Origin of the sequence: Streptosporangium sp. 'caverna' (assembly GCF_003203775.1) — a bacterium.
GTDB lineage: Bacteria > Actinomycetota > Actinomycetes > Streptosporangiales > Streptosporangiaceae > Streptosporangium > Streptosporangium subroseum.
The window spans coordinates 443147-460691 of the sequence record NZ_CP029711.1 but is presented as its reverse complement, the minus strand read 5'-3'; the positions used below and the strand labels follow the sequence as shown (position 1 = coordinate 460691).

The following is a 17545-nucleotide window of genomic DNA, read 5'->3' as shown; positions in this document are numbered from 1 at the left end:
GGTGCCACCGTCGCGCGAGAAGGTCAGACGAGACCCCGGCGGCTGGCCTGGGCCCCCGCCTGGAAGCGGGTCTCGGCGTTCAGCTCGTCCAGGAGACCGCGCAGGCGGCGGCGGAGGCTGCGCGGGCTGGTGCCGAACTGGCGGGCGATGGCGTCGTCCTTGAGCCCGGCCGAGAGCAGCGCCAGCAACTGGCGATGCTCCGGGCTGAGTTCCGGCCACTTCTGTTCCTCGCCCCGGCCGGGGTCGCCGACCGGCTCCGGCGCGTCGTCACCGGGCGTGGGCGGCCATATCGGAAGCGCCTCCTGCCACATGCGCTCGAACAGCTCGACCAGGGCCACCACCATGGTGGACCCCTTGATCAGCACCCCGCGCGTCAGCGGCGGGTCCATGTGCAGCGGCATGACCGCCAGCCACCGGTCGACGATGGCCATCTTGAACGGCAGCGCGGGCAGGACCCGCGCCTCCTCGCCCGCCTTGACCAGGCTGCCCACCTCGTCGAGCGCCCCCGCGTGATCGAACGCCTCCGGCACGTAGATGGTCCGGTAGCGGACACCCTTGCGGAGCAGGCCGGTCTGCACCGGGTTGTGATAGTCCAGCACGTACGGGGGCCGGTCGAAGGTCAGCACCTCCTCCTTGGCCTCCTGCTGCAGCCGGACGTACCATCGGGCCTGCTCGTCGGGGCCCGCCAGGACCTCGAACTGGCCGCCCTCCTCCAGGTCCTGGCCGACGGTACGGAAGGCCGCCTCCAGCTGGTCGGCCGTGTCGGTGAGCCGGTCCAGGTCGCTCTGCAGGCCGCGCACCAGCGAGCGGATGGCGGTCCCCGGGTTCGTCGCCGTCCAGCGGGGCGACCGTCCCCACAGGCGGCTGACCAGGCCCTTGGTGCGGAGCCTGCTCAGCGACGTCTGGATGCGCCCCGAGCTCTCCCCGCTCCTCATGACGAGCTCCTGCACCGCGATGCCGGGGCAGGCCAGCACCTCGCGATAGATCCGCTCGTCGAACGCGCTGATCCCCACCACTTCCAGCGCGGGGCCGTCATCAAGCATGCCTAGGATCTTGGCCACTTTCGGCAGTTGCCGCAATAGGCCACAGGAACAACCTTGCCACCAAAGTTCACATACAGTTAGAAATCGGGTTGTGCTTCAGAGAACCCCCCTTATCGGCATTGTGGTAGCGGCCCTGGTAGCGGCCGCCACGCCGGCCCAGGCGACACCCACCCCCACCCCCACGGCCCCGGCCCCCACCCCGGCCGGGCAGGCCACCGTGGAGGCCGGACCGCCCAAGACGATCACCCTCATCACCGGGGACAAGGTCACCCTTCGCCCGCTCCCCACCAAGCAGGACCAGCTCGACGTCGAACCGGGCCCCGGTAGGGAGAAGATCAACTTCATACATCGCCGGGCCAAGGACGGGCTCAGCATCGTCCCCGTGGACGCGATGCCGCTCCTGGCCGCGGGCAAGCTCGACCCCCGGCTGTTCAACATCACCCAGCTCGCCGCGTTCGGCTACGACGACGCCGCCAGCCAGGCGCTCCCGCTGATCGTGACGTACCCCGCCGGCACCGCCACGCTGCGCGCCGCAGGCGGGCGCCCGCTGCCCGCGATCAACGGCATCGCCCGGAGCGAGCCGCACGCCAGCGCGGGCACGCTCTGGAAGTCCCTGGCAGGGCCGGCCGCCAGAGCGGCGGCCGGGCCAGAGAAGATCTGGCTGGACGGCAAGGCCAAGCTGTCCCTCGACGTCAGCGTCCCGCACATCGGCGCCCCCCAGGCATGGGCGGCCGGCTACACCGGCAAGGACGTCACCGTCGCGGTGCTCGACAGCGGCTACGACCCCGGCCACCCCGACCTGCAGGGCCTGGTCGCCAAGTCCGAGAACTTCACCTCCGAGCCCGACGTCCGCGACCTCAACGGCCACGGCACCCATGTCACCTCCACCATCGCCGGATCCGGCGCCGCCTCGGGCGGCAAGAACAAGGGCGTCGCCCCCGAGGCGAAGCTACTGATCGGCAAGGTCTGCGAGCAGAGCGGAAACTGCCCGGACTCGGCGATCATCGAGGGCATGACCTGGGCGGCGGAGAACGGCGCCCGCGTCGCCAACCTCAGCCTCGGCGGCCCCGACGTTCCCGGCGACGACCCGCTGGAGCAGGCCGTCAACACGCTGTCGGAGAAGTACGGCACCCTGTTCGTCATCGCGTCGGGCAACGAGGGCCCCCAGACGCTCGGCTCGCCGAGCAGCGCCGACCGCGCGCTGTCGGTCGGCGCCTCCTACCGCGACGACGACACGGTCGCCGAGTTCAGCAGCACCGGCCCGCGCGCCGGCGACGCCGCGGTCAAGCCCGACCTGATCGCGCCCGGCGTGGACATCATCGCGGCCAGGGCCGCGGGCACCTCCGCCGGTTTCCCGGTGGACGACTCCTATACGGCGATGAGCGGCACGTCCATGGCCACCCCGCACGTGACGGGAGCGGCGGCGATCGTCGCCGGCCGGCACCCCGACTGGAAGGCCGACCAGATCAAGGCGGCGCTGATGGCCTCCACCGCGCCCGGCTACGAGCTGGGCGCCTACGTCCAGGGCTCCGGCCGCGTGGACGTCGCCCGCGCCGTCACCCAGCAGGTCACGGCCGAGCCCGCCTCGCTGAGCATGGGGGACATCGAGCTGCCCGTTTCCACGCCTCGCGAGAGCACCCTCACCTACCGCAACGACGGCGACGCCGCCGTACGGCTGGACCTGAGCGTGACGGCCAAGGACGGCCGGGGTGAGACGGCGACGCCGTTCAAGCTCGGCGCCACCACGGTGGAGGTCCCCGCCCACGGCACCGCGCAGGTCAAGGTGACCGCCGAGCCGGGCGCGATCGGCACGTACAGCGGCACGGTCATCGCCGCCAACGCCGAGGTCTCCGTACGCACCGGCATCGGCATGCGGGTCGGGCCGGAGAAGCGCGGGCTCAAGCTGCGCTTCACCGGCTCGGACGGCAAGCCCGCCCAGGTCGCTTTCGCCGGGGTGATCGACCTCGAGGCCGAGGATCAGGTCAACTACGACATCTCCGGCGGCACGCTGGACCTCAGGCTGGAGAAGGGCCACCGCTACACGGTCGTCGCCCTCATGGCCGACCAGGACGGCGCCGTGGTGATGGCCGCGGATCCGGAGTTCACCCTCAACGCCGACCACACCTTCACCGCCGACGCCCGCAAGGCCCGGCCGGTGGATGTGCGCACGGAGGAGCCGACGGCCCGGCTGGCCATCGGCCTGCTCGGCATGCTCCAGCTCGTCGACAGCAAGCAGCCCCTCGGTGTGGACGTCGACCTCGGCGGCCTGTGGGGCGCGGACCGCGTCGAAGGCGTCAAGGCCATCCCCACGACCCGCACGGCGAGCAAGAAGTTCGCCTTCTACCGCTGGACGCAGTGGGCCAAGCCGAAGGGCGACGGCACCTACGACGACAGCCCGTACTTCTACCACCTGATGAAGGCCGAGCCGCGCATCCCCGCCGACCCCGGCTACCGCCCGCGCCGCCGCGACCTCGCCGAGGTCACCTCCACCTACGGCACCCAGCAGGACGGCAAGCAGGGCGAGCACTTCGCCCTGCCCGCGCTGTACGGGACGGAGCTGGCGTGGATGCCGTACGGCGGCGTCTCCCAGTTCTCGCTCCCGTTCCACCGGACCGAGTACTACACGCCCGGCGACACCGGCTGGTACCCGTCCTTCATCCAGTACAAGGCCGACGCCTGGGACAACATCGACCAGTTCTTCTTCCACAGGAACGACAAGACCATCGTCTACCGTGCCGGCCAGAAGACCTCCGAACGCTGGAACACCGGCGTCTTCGCGGCCGGGCTCACCCCGGGCGGCGACTTCTCCTGGCGCGAGGAGAACCTGCTGCAGTTCGCCTCCGGGCTGTTCGAGGACAGCACGTCCGAACGCTTCTCCGTCGGCAGCTACCTCAACTCGCAGGCCAAGCTTTACCGCGACGGCAAGGAGATCTACGCCGCCGACTACCTGCCCGGCAACGTCGAGGTGCCCGCCGACAAGAAGGAGAGCCAGTACCGGCTCACCATGACCGCCGACCGCGACCCGGTCATGACCAAGGTTTCCACCAAGGTCAGCGCCGAGTGGCGATTCAGGTCGAAGACGCCCGTGTCGGGCAAGCAGCAGGCGCTGCCCCTGATGGCCGTCAAGATCGACCCGGAGCTGGACGACCGCAACCGCGCCGCCGTGGGCCACATGCGCATCCCGCTGCACCTCCAGCGCCAGGACGGCTCACCCGACCTGAAGGTGACCACGCTCACCGTGGAGATCTCCTACGACGACGGCCGTACCTGGCTGTCCACGCTGGTGCATCCGTCGGGCAAGGGTGACTGGTCCGCCGAGACCCGGCATCCGGCCGGCACGCGCGGCAGGTTCGCCTCGTTGCGCGTCAAGGCCGCCGACACCGGTGGCAACGCCTTCACCGAGACCGTCATCAGGGCCTACGAGATCAAGTGAATCCGGGGAACCCCGCCGTGCCCCCTGGATGCGGCGGGACTCCCGTCAAGCGAGTCCCGGAAACCCCGCCGCGCCTTCTGGATGCGGCGGGGTTTCCGTCGTCGGGTGGCTACGGCTTCCGTGGACTCCTCGCGCCCGAGAGCCCCTCGCGCATCGTCGGCTGAGACGATAGCTCTACCAAGGTTCACCTCTGACCACGTTCCTCGGCCACCGCATCAAGGAGAACCGCATCGTGGATCTGAAGCTCGAAGTTCTGGTCATTCCCGTCTCCGACGTCGACCGCGCCAAGGCCTTCTACGAGCAGCTCGGTTTCCGCCTGGACGCCGACTTCCCGGTCGGCGACAGCTTCCGCGTCGTGCAGGTCACCCCGCCCGGGTCGGAGGCGTCGATCATCTTCGGGAACGGCGTCTCCGCCGCCGCTCCCGGATCGGCGCAGGGTCTGCACCTGATCGTCACCGACATCGAGGCCGCCCGCGCCGAACTGCTCGCCCGCGGCGCCGACGTCAGCGAGGTCTGGCACGACGCCGACGGCGTCTTCCACCACGCCGGTACGGAGAACCGTGTTTCCGGGCCGCACCCTGACCGTGCCGACTATGGCTCCTTCGCCTCGTTCGCCGACCCAGACGGCAATGAGTGGACCCTTCAGGAGATCGTCACCCGCGCCCCCGGCCGCTGAACACAACACAGTGAGGAGAGGCAAATGGAGCCCATCAACACGACCGAGATCATTCTCGATCTTCTCAACCAGGCAGCTACAGCGCACGACATCCACGAGAAGGAAGATCTCGGCGGCCGGCGCGACGAGGAGTGGCCGCAGTGGTATGCCGACTACATGACTCGGCGACTTGCCGAACTCGGCTACCGAATCGTCCGCGCTGCGGACGGCTAGGGCACATGACACCTGTCCCGCCGGCCGTAGGACACCGGAGCCGACGGGACAGGAAACGACGGGTCGGACCCTCGCCCACGTGCCGGGCGCGGGATGGCGGTTCGCTCAGAAGCCGGCTCGCTCAGAAGCCGAACCGATCGGAGACCGGGCCGTTCGGGAGCCGGGCCGTTCGGGGACCGGGCCGTTCGGGAGCCGGACTGGTCGGAAATCGGACTGGTCGGGGATCGGGCCGGTCAGAAGCCGGGCCGTTCGGGAGCCGGACCGGTCAGAAGCCAGGCCTGTCGGAAGCCGGGCCGTTCGGGAATCGGGCTCTTCGGGAGCCAGTTCGCTCTCTGGATGGTCATGGGGAAGCTTCCTGTTCGGTGGCGACGCGACGGGCCAGCGCCTGGCCGGCCGGCAGGTCGGCGACGAAGGTCCGGAGAAATCCGGTGATCTCATCGAGGTCATGGCCTTCGGCCGCGGCATCGATGGACCGGTAGAGGTCCTCTTCGATCTCGATGATCAGCCGGGCGAGGCGCAGCCCCTCCTCCGTGAGGGACAGCTCGATGTGGCGGCGGTCGTGTGCCGACACCTGGCGGTTGACGAGGCCCGCGGACGCGAGCCGATCGACCAGACGGCTGGGGCTGTTGCCGCTCTCGCAGACCAGCAGGTCACCGAGACCGTTGAGGGTGAGCGACCCGCGATCCTGCAGGATGCGGATCACTTCGGCCTGGGAGGAGGTGATGCCGAGCGGCCGCAGGGCTTGGCCGAGCAGCCGGTTGCCTTCTCGCTGGGCGGCCAGGATCAGGTACCGGAGTTCTTCAGCCCGTCGCATACGAACGCACCTCCCGTTTCCCGGTGAAGGCCCCGCTCACGGCGGCCAGGCGTGCGGCCGCTCCGGGATCGTGCGCCGGCAGTATCACCAGCCCCGGGTTCCGCTCCCGCAGTGTGTTGATCGCCTTGGTGGTGTCGTCCAGCTGCCGCCTCTCCCCGACCCCCGGGACCAGACCCTCCCTCAGCCGGTGATCGTCGTACGTCACGTCGCCGACCATGAGCAGCGGCGGATGTCCGGCGCCCCGGACCAGCAGCGACATCGACCCGGGAGTGTGGCCGGGGGTGGGCAGCAGGACAAGGCTGCCGTCGCCGAACAGGTCGTGGCCGGTCGTGAAGGGCGCGAGCCCGGGGTCGTCGATGGGGCCGGGGTCGACATATCGCCAGCGCAGCCCGGGGAGGTCGATGTGGGACGGCAGGAACCCGCGCGGCTCCGGCAGGGGCTTTTTGAAGGACCGCCATTCCTCACCGCTGACCACGATCTCGGCATGGGAGAGCTCGCGCAGCCCCCCGATGTGGTCCTGGTGCAGGTGGGAGAGCACCGCCGTGTGCACGTCGGCGATGTCGTAGCCGATGGCGGCCAGCCTGTTCGTGAGAGTTTCGGCAGAGCCGATCTCGAAGCGTGCCAGCCTGTCGTACACCAGGCCGTTGATGCCGCCGGGGAAGTAGCCGGGATCGGTCACCGACGCGCGATCCTGACCGGTGTCGAACAGCACCAGCCCATCGCCGCGCTCGATCACATAGACATTGATCGGCAACGGAGCGGTCCACCTGCGCGAGGTGAGCAGCCACCAGTACATCGACTTGCGGGTGGGGCCCACATGCTCGGGGTGGATCGACACCCTCCCTGTGCTGACCACCGACACCTGACTGATCGTGCTCGTCGCACCTGTTGTCTCGTTCCTCATGAAAGTTAGATTACACGACATATATGTCGTGTCAAGAATTTATGACCCGCTATCGGCCGACACGGCTCCCGGCAGGAGCATCAGCGCGGCGGCATCGCTCCGGGAAAAGGTCGTGGATGTGTCGTAGTGCACGCTCGGCCCTGAACGTGCGTTTGTACGCAGAACGGGACGTCGTGCCTGCCTAATGTGAGTGCTGTCCGGAACGAGCGGCCATCACAAAGCTCACCGGACACCAGGCCCCACCCGCTCCCCCGAGCGCACTCACCAGAAGGAAATCCCCTCATGAGCAAGCTTCGCAGCGTCCTTGTCGGCACCGCCCTGGCCGGCGCCCTTGCGGCAGGCATCGCCGCCGCCCCCGCCCAGGCCGCCACCGCCTCTGCCGTCTCCACGGCGAGCACCGCCTCGGTCTCCCAGGCCCAGTACGCCAAGCACTGGTTCTCCGGTTACTCCAGCTTCGGCCGGGGTGAGTCGCGCGGGGAGCGCTCGGAGTACAAGGGCTACTGGTACTACTCGAACGGTCGCTACTACTTCGACATCGAGGCTCGGGATCACGACCGCGACCGGGAGAACACCTACGTCGACTTCAGCTACCACGACAACGGCGGCTGGCACACCCGCCGGTTTGCCACCGGCGGCCACGGCGAGTGGAAGTTCAACATCAGCGCCCGCGGCGGCTTCGACGGCTTCCGCACCCACATCGGCGAGGGCAACAACCGCGACTTCGACTGGGGCAACTACTACCGCCACTCCTTCTGAACCGCCCCGACAACCAGCCTTCCGCCCCCCGCCGAGGGGAAGCGGACAGTAGGAAGCCAAGAGCGGGTACTCCCTCGGGAGCACCCGCTCTTCCTCATATGGAGGCCGGTCCAGCTTCCTCATATGGAGGCCGGTCCAGCCATAGAGGCCGGTCCGGCTACGCCATCCGGGACGCGATCAGCGGGGAAGACCCGGCGAAGGTCCGCGGCGGCCTTCCCCTCGGGTCCGCGCGCACGCGCTCGGCATGATCGAGCGCTCAGAGCCCGCTGCGACGCGGTTCTGACGGGTGGAGTGCGCCGGCCCCATGGTCTGCCCGATCACTTCTTGTTCTTCAGCCCCCGGTAGCGACGGATGAGGGCGTTGGTGGAGGAGTCGTGGGTGAGCTCCGGCTCGGCGTCGCTCTCCAACTGCGGGGCGATCTGGCCGGCGAGCGCCTTGCCGAGTTCCACTCCCCACTGGTCGAAGGAGTCGACCCCCCAGACCGTCCCCTGGACGAACACGCTCTGCTCGTAGAGTGCCACGAGAGCGCCGAGCACGTGCGGGGTGAGCCGCTCGGCGAGCAGCACGTTGGTGGGACGGTTACCCTCCATGACCCGATGCGGCACGACTTCCGGCGCGGTGCCCTCGGCCTGGATCTCCTCCCTCGTCTTGCCGAAGGCGAGAGCCTGTGCCTGCGCGAAGACGTTGGCCATCAGCAGGTCGTGGTGGTCGCGCAGCGGGTTGAGGCTCTCGCCGAATCCGATCAGATCGACCGGGATCAGCCTCGTGCCCTGGTGGATGAGCTGGTAGAAGCTGTGCTGACCGTTCGTGCCGGGCTCACCCCAGTAGACCGGTCCGGTGTCGTAGTCGACGGGGTCGCCGTCGCGGGTCACGTGCTTGCCGTTCGACTCCATGGTGAGCTGCTGGAGATAGGCCGGGAACCGCTTCAGATACTGCTCGTACGGCATGACGCCGATGGTCTGCGCCCCGAAGAAGTTCGCGTACCAGACGGTGAGCAGTCCCATCAGCGCCGGCAGGTTCTCCGCGAGCGGGGCCGTGCGGAAGTGCTCGTCCATCTCGTGGAAGCCGGCCAGCATCTCGTGGAAGTGCTCCGGGCCGATCGCGACCATGGTGGACAGGCCGATGGCCGAGTCCATCGAGTAGCGCCCGCCCACCCAGTCCCAGAAACCGAACATGTTGGCGGTGTCGATGCCGAACTCCGCGACGCGTTCGGCATTGGTGGACACCGCGGCGAAGTGCTGCGCGACCGCCTCGTCCGTACCCAGCTGGCCGATGACCCAGTCGCGCGCCGAGTGGGCGTTGGTGAGGGTCTCCTGCGTCCCGAAGGTCTTGGAGGAGACGATGAACAGCGTCTCGTCGGCGAACAGGTCCCGGGTCGCCTCCACGAAGTCGGTGGAGTCGACGTTCGACACGAACCGGAACGTCAGGTCGCGCTTGCTGTAGTGGCGGAGCGCCTCGTAGGCCATGACCGGCCCGAGGTCGGAGCCCCCGATGCCGATGTTGACGATGTTCTTGATCGGCTTGCCGGTGTGGCCCTTCCACTGGCCGGAGCGCACGCGCCTGGCGAAGTCGGCCATCCGGTCGAGGACCTCGTGGACCTCCGCGACGACGTCGGTCCCGTTGACGGCGAGCGAGGTGCCCTTCGGCATCCGCAGCGCGACATGCAGCACCGACCTGTGTTCGGAGGTGTTGATCGGCTCGCCCCGGAACATCATGTCCCTGCGCTGCTCCACTTCGGAATCCCGGGCAAGCTCGACCAGCAGGCGCAGCGTCTCGTCCGTGACGCGGTTCTTCGAGTAGTCGAGATACAACCCGGCCGCCTCAGCGGTCATGCGCTCGCCACGCTCCGGATCCTCGGCGAACAGTTCGCGCAGGTGGCGACCGCCGATCTCGGCATGGTGCTGCTCAAGCGCCTTCCACGAGGCGCGCTCACGGAGCGGGACGGTCGGCATCGGTAATTCCTCCGTTAGCTGTCGGAATGGCCCCAAAACGGGCCAGATCCTGCGAGTGCACTGTGTCTTCTCTCCATGAGAGCGTATTCATGCACCTCGCCCCGTGGACGCCACGCACCCCGAGTTCGGTGGAGTCGGGTCACACCGAGGTCTCCGTCAAGCTCGGGACAGTCATGACGCGACCTGGGGAGCCGCCTCGATCGCCCGGGCCGTCAGCCCGTCGAGCACCTTCGCGTGAACCGCGGGGACCTCGATGTCCAGGATCAGGCCATCATCGCCGGGGGTGAGGACGAAGGCGAAGAACGAGCAGCAGCCCGTCTCCCTGGCCACCAGGTCTCGCGTGGCCTCCTCCGTCTGTGCTCCGTTTTTCAGCCTGAGCCGCAGGTGGGTCGGCCCCACGCGCTGCAGTCCACGCAACGCGGAGGCGAACAGTTCGTCGAACTCCGTCGCCCGCAACGGCCGTTCCTCGGTCGGAAGCGTGCATTCAGCCGGCGCCCATTCCATGAGCCCTCCAGGTGACGGCCGCCCGACTCTCCTGCGAGCGGTTCCCGCACGACGGTAACCCTGTACCCGGGTACGGGATGCAACCCCCCGATCCATGTCTCCGGCGGGGCGCCCGGCTCCGGCGTGATTATTTGCGCGGTGCCGAGGCCGTGGGTTTCATCGCGGCCGAGATGAACCGCCGGCACTCGCGGTCACCGCCACGCACCTCACCCATCCGTGGTGAGGCACCCTGCCCGCTCGTGGTCAGGCGCCGAAGAACTCGGCCAACACGGGTGCGAGTGCGTGCGGGGCCACATCGTGCGTCTGGCCGTCGAGCGTCCGGTGCTCCGCGGTGGGAAGCGCGTCCGCGGTGGCCTTCGCCGCCCGCTGAAGGCTCTGCGGGCTGGCACCACCGGCGAGGACCAGGGCCGGAACGGAGATCGTCGCCGTCAGGTCACGTGGCACGCCACCGCCGGCGAGCACCTCGTCGTCGTAGGCGAGCGTCGGGGCGATCGCCTCCAGCATGGCCCAGCCGGGCTGTGCCCGGATGCCGGCGACAGCCTGGGCGGGTACGCCGACGTATGTCATGAACAGTGCCACGGCGTCGCCCCTGTGCCCGGCGTCGAGCAGCTCGTGGAGTCGTCGGGTGTACTCCTTGATCCGGGTGCCGTCCTCGACCTCGGCCATGAACGGTGGCTCGTAGAGCGCCAGCTTGGTGATCCCGGGGCCGGCCGCCGCGGTCGCCAGGGCGAGGGCCGCACCGGAGGAGATGGCGTAGACGTGTGCCTCGCCACCGGCCTGCGCGATGAGGGCACGAAGGTCCTCGACCTCGCGGGCGACCGCGTACGGCATGGTGTCCGAGCTCTCGCCCCGGCCGCGGCGGTCGTAGGCGTAAACGGTGAAGGCGCCCTGCAGCAGCGCGGCGAGCGACCGCATCGGCCCCGCGCCGCGATAGCACATGGCACCGTCGACGAGGACGAGCGCCGGCCCGCTGCCGGTGCGCTCGTAGGCGATCGTGGTGCCGTCCGCTGACGTGACTGTCGGCATTCCGTGCTCCCTATTCGTGCCGGTGTTCTTGCCCGGCGTTCAGACCGGCCAGGTAGACGTCGAGACGGTCGAGGCCGGTGGCGAAGCCGGCCCTCGCCTCGGCGCTGAGGTATGCGGCCGGCACGTTGGTCTGATGGGTGACCACCTCGGTGCGCCCGTCGTGCAGATCGACGAAGGTGATCGTGGTCCGCATGCCGCCTTCGACGCCGGGCTCGATCCACACCAGCAGCTCGGGACGGCGTATCTCGACGTAGACGGCCCGCATGGTGTGCGTGCTGCCGTCCGCGTCGTTGACCATGGTGGTCTCGAAGACTCCACCGGGCCGCAGGTCGACGGTGATGTTGCCGACCGGCGTGGTCGTCCCGGCCGGACCCCAGAAATGGGCGAGGTGTTCGGGCGTGGTCATGCAGTCGAACAGCAACTCGGGCGACGCCCGGTGCACGCGCCGGTAGGTGAGCTCGCCGGTCTCGGTCGTCATGTCGTCCCCTCATCCCGGCGCTGCCCTGCTTGCAGGGCGGCCAGGTGCTCGTCAAGGCGGTCATGGCGGCCGGCCCAGATCTGCCGGTGCCGAACGATCCAGCCGGCGGCCGCGTCGAGGTGCTCCGCGTCCAGGACGCAGGGTCGCGACTGCGCGGCCCGGGTCCGCGTGATCAGGCTGGCACGCTCAAGCACCTTCAGGTGCTTGGAGACCGCCTGCTGCGTCATCGCGAACGGCTCGGCGAGCTCGTTCACCGTCGCGTCACCATGAGCCAGTCGCTCCAGGATCGCGCGCCTGGTGGGGTCGGCCAGCGCCGAGAACACCAGGCTCAACTCGTCTTCAACGACTGCCATGCCCAGACCCTAGTCACAACCACATGATTGCACAACCCAATGGTTGTATAAGACATGCCGGCCAGGACCTCAACCTCGCCGAGAGGAGTCGAGCGTGGACGGCCGGGGGCGATCCTCACCGGCACAGGGCTTTTCCCATGAACGCGCGCTGCCGCGAGTCGATGACGGACCGGATTCGCGGAGCACGTCCGCTAGCGGCGGACGCGGCTCCGGATCGCGAGCAGGGCCAGGGCCAGGAGGAGGGGCGCGGTCAGGCGCAGGACCAGTTCGATCCATTCGCCCGCCGGGGTGAGAAGGGTGTCGGTGCCGCGCAGCAGCGATGTCGCCGCTCGGACGCTGAACCGCACGGCGTCGCCGTACGCGACCGATTTGCCGGGGAAGCCCCACTTCACGAAGGCCGCCGACGCGACGGCGACGACAACCGCGAGGGACGCGAGCGCCCGCCAGGCGCGGACGCCGTAGCCCGACAGCAGCCAGTAGAGGGAGACCAGCAGCCATTCGCCGAACGAACCGGTCAGGCCGCGCCACCAGCGCTCGCGGACCCGGATGCGGAACTCCTGCCACAGGCCGCGGCGGCGCATCTCCATCTCGCCGTAGTAGAAGTCGGTGACGGCCGGTTCGTCCTTGGCCGCGTCGTACATGCGGCGCAGCGCGTGGTAGTCGCCCTGGACCTCGGCGCTGATCACGGCGTCGGGGTCGTCGCCGGGAATCGCCCAGCGCGGCGAACCCGATCGGGCGCGCCTCCTGCGCTCGTCGGCCAGTACAGCCCGGCGGGTCACCCAGAAGCCGCGCGGCGAGTGGCCCCAGGACTGCCAGCCCTCGACGGTCAGCTTGTCGAGGTTGTGGGCACCGCCGAACGAGCAGCGCGACAGGTCGACGTACGACAGCGTGAGGCCGGCCAGGTCGGTGCCGATGACGCTGTGCAGCCGGGGGCGGTCGGCCATCCGCCAACTCCCCACGGTGTCCGCCGCGGCGGACAGCGTGGAGGGGGCGCCGAAGTGGACGTCGTGGAGGGTCACGTCGGCGGGTCCCGAGGCGGTCAGCCGGGCTCCGGCGTCGAAAACGGTCCGGTCGCAGGAGAGCCGTCCGTCGCCGACCTCGATCCGCGCCCTGCGATCGAACGTCGAGAGGCTGAAGTCGGCGTCGGGCGAGGTCAGCGACAGCACGGTGGTACCGGCGAAGGTGACCCGGCTGAGATGCGCCTTACGGTCGAAAGCGACCTCGTCGAACAGCAGGCCTCCGCTGAACACCGCCTGCTGAAACCACGCCTCAGCCTCGAATGCGACCGTGGTGAACCGGGCATATCGAGCGAACGCGACGTCACTGAACTCCGCGTCGTCCGCGAACCGGACGTGGTTGAAATTGACCCGGTGGTCGAAGTGAGCATGCGCGAACCGGACCGGGTGGAGAAAAGTGACGTGGTCGAACTGCAGCCACTCGCCGAATCCGGCCCCGCGGAAGTCGACCGGGCCTTCGAAGGTCACATTCCTGATGGTGATCCGTGAGTCGAACACGGCTCCGGAGAGGTCGACCGCGCCTTTGACGACGAGGGGCTCCGCGTCGGGTGGCCGTGTGTCGTGCAGGTAGTGCTTGACGCATATGTTGTTCTGGCCGCTGTCCTCTTCGCAAAGATCACACTTCGCCACGACTGGATAAGGTACCGGCAACCTCACGGGGAAGCCACGGCGACTTCCGCGAGGCATCGGCGCCCCTCGCCGCCGCGGTCGGCCGCTGACGGCACCTCACCCATTGGTCATTTTGTGAGGATCCGTCAGTAAGGTCTGCTGGCATGCGTACCCTTTCTGTCGCCCTGATGGCCGGCGTACTTATGAGCATGCCGCTCACCGGTGCGGCGAGCGCGGACTCGGCCGGACCCGTTCCGAGCGGCAGCGCCGCCTTCACCAAGAACCCGATTTACAAGACCGGTAAATTCACGTCTCAGACCTGCGATGAACCGGGCATCAGCGGCGGCCATTTCGATTCCGTCGAGCTTTATTTCGAGAACATGTCCGAGTGTCTCGACAGGGCGTGGGGGCCACAGCTGAAAAAGGCCGGAATCCGGTACAGCAAGCCGAAGGTCAAGGTCACGTACGGTTCACAGGCCAAGACCGCCTGCGGTACCTACCAGCTGGATGACGTGTTCAGCATGTACTGCAAGGCCAACCAGACCATTTACGTGATGGTCGCCGAGTACGGCGTGAGAAACGAGCTCGACAGCCCGCGCATGCTCGAAAGCCTCTCCATCGGATACGGCTACCACGTCCAGCGGCTGATCGGCGTCCTCCCGCAGGAGACCAGAGCCGCCAAGACGTTGTCCAAGGCCGGGGCCGTCGCCCTGAGCAGCAAGGTCTCCCTGCAGAACATCTGCTTCGTCGGCGCCTTCGTCGGAAGCGTCTGGGATTCGCTGGGCCACTCCAAGGCGCACGGCTCCGACTGGTTCATCGGCCAGCACGCCATGGAAGGCGAGACCAAGGGCAACGGCACATTCAAGAACCGGGTCTACTGGGAGACGCGTGGTTTCAACGCCGAGTCCCCCGACGTCTGCAACACCTTCAAGGCCCCGGCCTCCAGGGTTGCCTGACCCTTCTCCGTGAAGAGATCACGGGTCGGCAGCGAGGTGGCGAACGGCCGTGGCAAGGGGCGGGCCCGTCCTGCCGGGGCAGGGTTCGGTCACGGTGGCGGGAAAGTCGGGCCGGGGCGCGAAACGGCATCCGGCCTGGGCGGAAGGATCTCTGACGGATCAGGTGCGCGGAGCCGGAGGCGTGCCGGCCCACGCTCGGCCCGGCCGCCGAGGCTGCCGATCACGGAACGGCTCGACCATCGGACGCGACACGGAGAAGGCCCAGCTCCAACCGCACCGGCGCAACGGGGAAGTACGATCAGCAGATGTTCGAAAAGACCGAAACCGTACCTGGATGGCTTGCTCCGGAAGAACTGGAGTCGGTGCGGGGACGGATGCCGATCCTCTATGTCGACGCCGTGCCCGTGCGGGTCGACGACACCGGCCTGGTGACCCGCGTTGGCCTGCTGCTGCGCATCGCCTCAGACGGGGCGGTCAGCCGGGCGCTGGTCTCCGGGCGGGTGCTCCACCACGAGCGTGTCCGCGACGCGCTGCTGCGCCACCTGGAGAAAGACCTCGGGCCCGTGGCGCTGCCCCACATCCCGGCCTCTCCGCAGCCGTTCACCGTCGCCGAGTATTTCCCGACACCGGGCGTCACGCCGTACCACGATCCACGCCAGCACGCCGTGTCCCTCGCCTACGTCGTCCCGGTCTCCGGCGACTGCCGCCCTCGCCAGGACGCTCTCGACCTCGTCTGGTTCACGCCGGAGGAGGCGGCCTCCCCGCTGGTGCAGCAGGAGATGCCCGGCGGGCAGGGCGTTCTGCTGATGCAGGCTCTCGCGCACGTCGGGGGCCTCTCCTGAACGGACGGGATCCGCACCCCGGTCCACGGGGGACCCGCCCCCGGGCCTGAGCGCGCCCGGGTGTGTTCGACGGTGCCTCTGCCGCCGTCCCGACGCGCTCCTGGGCTTGAGCGCGCCTGCCGTTCGTCCGCCCCTCCGCCGGATCCTCCGGTGAGGTGACGCCGCCCACACAGCGGTGGCCTGCCCCGACGATGGCGACGGGCTCGCGCCCGGCGTTCGACCCTCTGCGATGCACCCGCGCGATCGAGGCCGAGTCGGCCCTGGTCGACGACGCCGTGGTCGCGGTCCTCGGCGCGCCCACCGTCGAGGAAGCCGTGGAGATCGCCATCGCCCTGGAAGCGCTCGCGGGCCGCCTCTTCCCCGGCACGCTCCCCCGGTTTCACACCGGGCTTCCCACCCTCCGACGCCAGGCTTCCCGCCGGTCGACGCCACGCCATCGCCCCCTGACGCCACACCATCGCCGGTCGATGCCGGACCAGAAGCGAACGGATAGGGATCGGATGTTCGCCCCGAATATCTTTTGGTTATTCGACAAACGCGCAGGTCAGCGCCAAAAGACATGAGGTAAAGGCTATGAACAGCACCTTCCGCTCCCTCGTCATCCGCCTCGCTTTCGCCGCCCTGATTCCGATCGGCGCCATCGGCGCCGGCAGCGTCTTCGCCACCTCCGCGACCGCGGACACCGTCGTACCGGTTACCAGCCCGACCCCGACCCCGACCCCCCAGCCCACCACCGGTGGCGGCGGCACCGACAACACCCCCTGGGGCTGAGATCCCACTCGCGGGCGCGGCGGGACGATCCGAAGTCCTCGCCGACTCGGCGAACTCCCCTTCGCTCTGATCAATGGCGGCGAAGGCATGAAGTGGCCCAATGGAAAAATGAAGACAGATGTCGCGGAGACGGTCAGGATTCGGCAGCGGGTCCGATCACATTGATCGGAAAGTGCTTCCGGCGGTGGCAGCGACGGTGATCGGCCTCTGAAGGCGTCACCACTGGATCGGTCTCCATGTCCGCAGGCCGGACGGCGACAGGAAAAAAGCGTCACGCCAGCGGTCCGGCGGCCGGTGAGCTGCTCCGATCCGAACTACTCACCGAAATATATCGTGACCGCACATCCCGATGAATATGGCTAGCATTATCAGCATGCCTGAGCCTGTCACGCTTCCCCATGGCCAGAACTTGAGTTGTGACACGTGTAAAAATCAGCTCTTCGAGTCTCATCGATGGAAGCTGCAGACCACGGGGATGTCATTCCTCAATCTTGACTGGGCCAACCGCGACGCGACCTGCTTTGTATGCAGTACGTGCCGCCGCATCCACTGGTTCCATTTGTGAACCGGTTGTGAACCAGGGCACGACCCGCCACACCGATCCCGGTGAGAGACGTCACGCACCGTCGAACGCCTGCGGCGCTCGCCGGCGAACCGGGCGATCCAGGCGCCTGTCCCGGCCTCCGGCACCGTGCACCCCCATTGGGCTCCGGGCACTGCTCGGGTGTCCGATATTCCGATGATCGTCCACACCCGATTGCGCGCCTGACGGCTCCGCCGGTCAACTACCTCACATAATGTCTTAAATCGAACAATAAATTACATTTCCGACAGTGAGAACATTTCACTCAATTCGACCCGCGTCCTCCCCCCACCATCCCCACCCCGCCCGCCGCATGAGCCTCGGGAACACCTCGCCACACGGCCCCCGCTCTACTCCGGCGGCCCCGCGTATCCGTTGCCCACGGAGCGCCTTCGACGGGATGATTCGGGAGACGGCGCTCTGGATCACGCCTCATAGTTGAGATAGGGTTTTTACATCGGAATATTATGGTTTATGGTTCCCAAACGGTGGCGGAGTGCCGTCACGGGTCTGGTTATCCGTCGTACCCGATGTCGAATGCCCGGCGTTTGACCTGGTCAAGCCGGTGGAATAACTTCCACGGAAGGCTACGCGCACCTGTGCCGTCCAAGGTAGC

17 protein-coding genes are annotated in these 17545 nt (G+C 68.3%); 8 read left to right on the top strand and 9 right to left on the bottom strand.

The genetic code is table 11. The features are described from left to right. Positions 1-23: 23 nt before the first annotated feature. The gene (locus tag DKM19_RS02195) at positions 24-1043 is read right to left on the bottom strand and encodes a TrmB family transcriptional regulator (RefSeq protein WP_110694261.1); all 1020 of its coding nucleotides are present in this window, start codon (positions 1041-1043) and stop codon (positions 24-26) included. 91 nt (positions 1044-1134) lie between these two features. Between DKM19_RS02195 and DKM19_RS02190 the strand changes: the two genes are divergently transcribed. The 3 genes from DKM19_RS02190 (at position 1135) to DKM19_RS02180 (ending at position 5365) form a co-directional block, all read left to right on the top strand. Beyond that, the gene (locus DKM19_RS02190; RefSeq protein ID WP_162641222.1) at positions 1135-4476 is read left to right on the top strand and encodes a S8 family peptidase; all 3342 of its coding nucleotides are present in this window, start codon (positions 1135-1137) and stop codon (positions 4474-4476) included. A gap of 232 nt (positions 4477-4708) precedes the next feature. After that, positions 4709-5152: a VOC family protein gene (locus DKM19_RS02185; RefSeq protein WP_110694259.1), complete on the top strand. Its 444-nt coding sequence runs from the start codon at positions 4709-4711 to the stop codon at positions 5150-5152. A gap of 24 nt (positions 5153-5176) precedes the next feature. Further along, complete coding sequence (locus DKM19_RS02180) at positions 5177-5365, top strand: hypothetical protein (protein WP_110694258.1); 189 nt, start codon at positions 5177-5179, stop codon at positions 5363-5365. 340 nt (positions 5366-5705) lie between these two features. Here DKM19_RS02180 and DKM19_RS02175 read toward each other — a convergent pair whose 3' ends face one another. After that, entirely contained in the window at positions 5706-6179 is a 474-nt protein-coding gene (locus tag DKM19_RS02175) for a MarR family winged helix-turn-helix transcriptional regulator (RefSeq protein ID WP_110694257.1), read from the bottom strand. Further along, positions 6166-7083: an N-acyl homoserine lactonase family protein gene (locus DKM19_RS02170; RefSeq protein ID WP_110694256.1), complete on the bottom strand. Its 918-nt coding sequence runs from the start codon at positions 7081-7083 to the stop codon at positions 6166-6168. Before DKM19_RS02170 ends, DKM19_RS02175 begins: the two co-directional genes overlap by 14 nt. A gap of 282 nt (positions 7084-7365) precedes the next feature. On the opposite strand from DKM19_RS02170, the gene DKM19_RS02165 reads away from it, so the two are divergent. Continuing rightward, entirely contained in the window at positions 7366-7839 is a 474-nt protein-coding gene (locus DKM19_RS02165; protein WP_110694255.1) for a hypothetical protein, read from the top strand. 317 nt (positions 7840-8156) lie between these two features. Here the strand turns inward: DKM19_RS02165 and pgi are convergent, their stop codons facing one another. The 6 genes from pgi to DKM19_RS02135 all read right to left on the bottom strand — a co-directional run bounded on the left by pgi (position 8157) and on the right by DKM19_RS02135 (position 13798). Continuing rightward, positions 8157-9791, bottom strand: coding sequence for a glucose-6-phosphate isomerase (gene pgi, locus DKM19_RS02160; RefSeq protein WP_110694254.1), 1635 nt, complete (start codon positions 9789-9791; stop codon positions 8157-8159). A 171-nt stretch (positions 9792-9962) separates the two neighbouring features. Next, a complete protein-coding gene (locus tag DKM19_RS02155) occupies positions 9963-10295 on the bottom strand; it encodes a hypothetical protein (RefSeq protein ID WP_110694253.1) in 333 nt (110 codons plus the stop codon). Between the two features lie 243 nt (positions 10296-10538). Further along, entirely contained in the window at positions 10539-11321 is a 783-nt protein-coding gene (locus DKM19_RS02150; RefSeq protein WP_110694252.1) for an alpha/beta fold hydrolase, read from the bottom strand. Between the two features lie 10 nt (positions 11322-11331). After that, entirely contained in the window at positions 11332-11799 is a 468-nt protein-coding gene (locus DKM19_RS02145) for an SRPBCC domain-containing protein (RefSeq protein ID WP_110694251.1), read from the bottom strand. Then, positions 11796-12152, bottom strand: coding sequence for a helix-turn-helix transcriptional regulator (locus DKM19_RS02140; protein ID WP_110694250.1), 357 nt, complete (start codon positions 12150-12152; stop codon positions 11796-11798). Before DKM19_RS02140 ends, DKM19_RS02145 begins: the two co-directional genes overlap by 4 nt. 191 nt (positions 12153-12343) lie before the next feature. Further along, positions 12344-13798 (bottom strand): pentapeptide repeat-containing protein, encoded by a 1455-nt coding sequence (locus tag DKM19_RS02135; RefSeq protein WP_110694249.1) that lies wholly within the window; start codon positions 13796-13798, stop codon positions 12344-12346. Between the two features lie 143 nt (positions 13799-13941). Between DKM19_RS02135 and DKM19_RS02130 the strand changes: the two genes are divergently transcribed. From DKM19_RS02130 to DKM19_RS02115, 4 genes are all read left to right on the top strand, one after another. Continuing rightward, positions 13942-14733: a neutral zinc metallopeptidase gene (locus tag DKM19_RS02130; protein ID WP_110694248.1), complete on the top strand. Its 792-nt coding sequence runs from the start codon at positions 13942-13944 to the stop codon at positions 14731-14733. Positions 14734-15038: 305 nt separating this feature from the next. Beyond that, complete coding sequence (locus tag DKM19_RS02125) at positions 15039-15575, top strand: NUDIX hydrolase family protein (protein WP_110694247.1); 537 nt, start codon at positions 15039-15041, stop codon at positions 15573-15575. Between the two features lie 191 nt (positions 15576-15766). Beyond that, positions 15767-16138, top strand: a complete 372-nt coding sequence (locus DKM19_RS02120) for a hypothetical protein (protein ID WP_110694246.1) — start codon at positions 15767-15769, stop codon at positions 16136-16138. 10 nt (positions 16139-16148) lie between these two features. Continuing rightward, on the top strand, positions 16149-16346 hold the full coding sequence (locus DKM19_RS02115; protein ID WP_110694245.1) for a hypothetical protein: 198 nt from the start codon (positions 16149-16151) through the stop codon (positions 16344-16346). Positions 16347-17545 lie beyond the last annotated feature (1199 nt).

Bases quoted from the DNA above. Each gene is read 5' to 3' on its own strand.
- DKM19_RS02195 (WP_110694261.1), bottom strand. From the start codon at position 1,043: ATGCTTGATGACGGCCCCGCGCTGGAAGTGGTGGGGATCAGCGCGTTC.
- DKM19_RS02180 (WP_110694258.1), top strand. From the start codon at position 5,177: ATGGAGCCCATCAACACGACCGAGATCATTCTCGATCTTCTCAACCAG.
- DKM19_RS02175 (WP_110694257.1), bottom strand. From the start codon at position 6,179: ATGCGACGGGCTGAAGAACTCCGGTACCTGATCCTGGCCGCCCAGCGA.
- DKM19_RS02170 (WP_110694256.1), bottom strand. From the start codon at position 7,083: ATGAGGAACGAGACAACAGGTGCGACGAGCACGATCAGTCAGGTGTCG.
- DKM19_RS02165 (WP_110694255.1), top strand. From the start codon at position 7,366: ATGAGCAAGCTTCGCAGCGTCCTTGTCGGCACCGCCCTGGCCGGCGCC.
- pgi (WP_110694254.1), bottom strand. From the start codon at position 9,791: ATGCCGACCGTCCCGCTCCGTGAGCGCGCCTCGTGGAAGGCGCTTGAG.
- DKM19_RS02155 (WP_110694253.1), bottom strand. From the start codon at position 10,295: ATGGAATGGGCGCCGGCTGAATGCACGCTTCCGACCGAGGAACGGCCG.
- DKM19_RS02150 (WP_110694252.1), bottom strand. From the start codon at position 11,321: ATGCCGACAGTCACGTCAGCGGACGGCACCACGATCGCCTACGAGCGC.
- DKM19_RS02145 (WP_110694251.1), bottom strand. From the start codon at position 11,799: ATGACGACCGAGACCGGCGAGCTCACCTACCGGCGCGTGCACCGGGCG.
- DKM19_RS02140 (WP_110694250.1), bottom strand. From the start codon at position 12,152: ATGGCAGTCGTTGAAGACGAGTTGAGCCTGGTGTTCTCGGCGCTGGCC.
- DKM19_RS02130 (WP_110694248.1), top strand. From the start codon at position 13,942: ATGCGTACCCTTTCTGTCGCCCTGATGGCCGGCGTACTTATGAGCATG.
- DKM19_RS02125 (WP_110694247.1), top strand. From the start codon at position 15,039: ATGTTCGAAAAGACCGAAACCGTACCTGGATGGCTTGCTCCGGAAGAA.
- DKM19_RS02120 (WP_110694246.1), top strand. From the start codon at position 15,767: ATGGCGACGGGCTCGCGCCCGGCGTTCGACCCTCTGCGATGCACCCGC.
- DKM19_RS02115 (WP_110694245.1), top strand. From the start codon at position 16,149: ATGAACAGCACCTTCCGCTCCCTCGTCATCCGCCTCGCTTTCGCCGCC.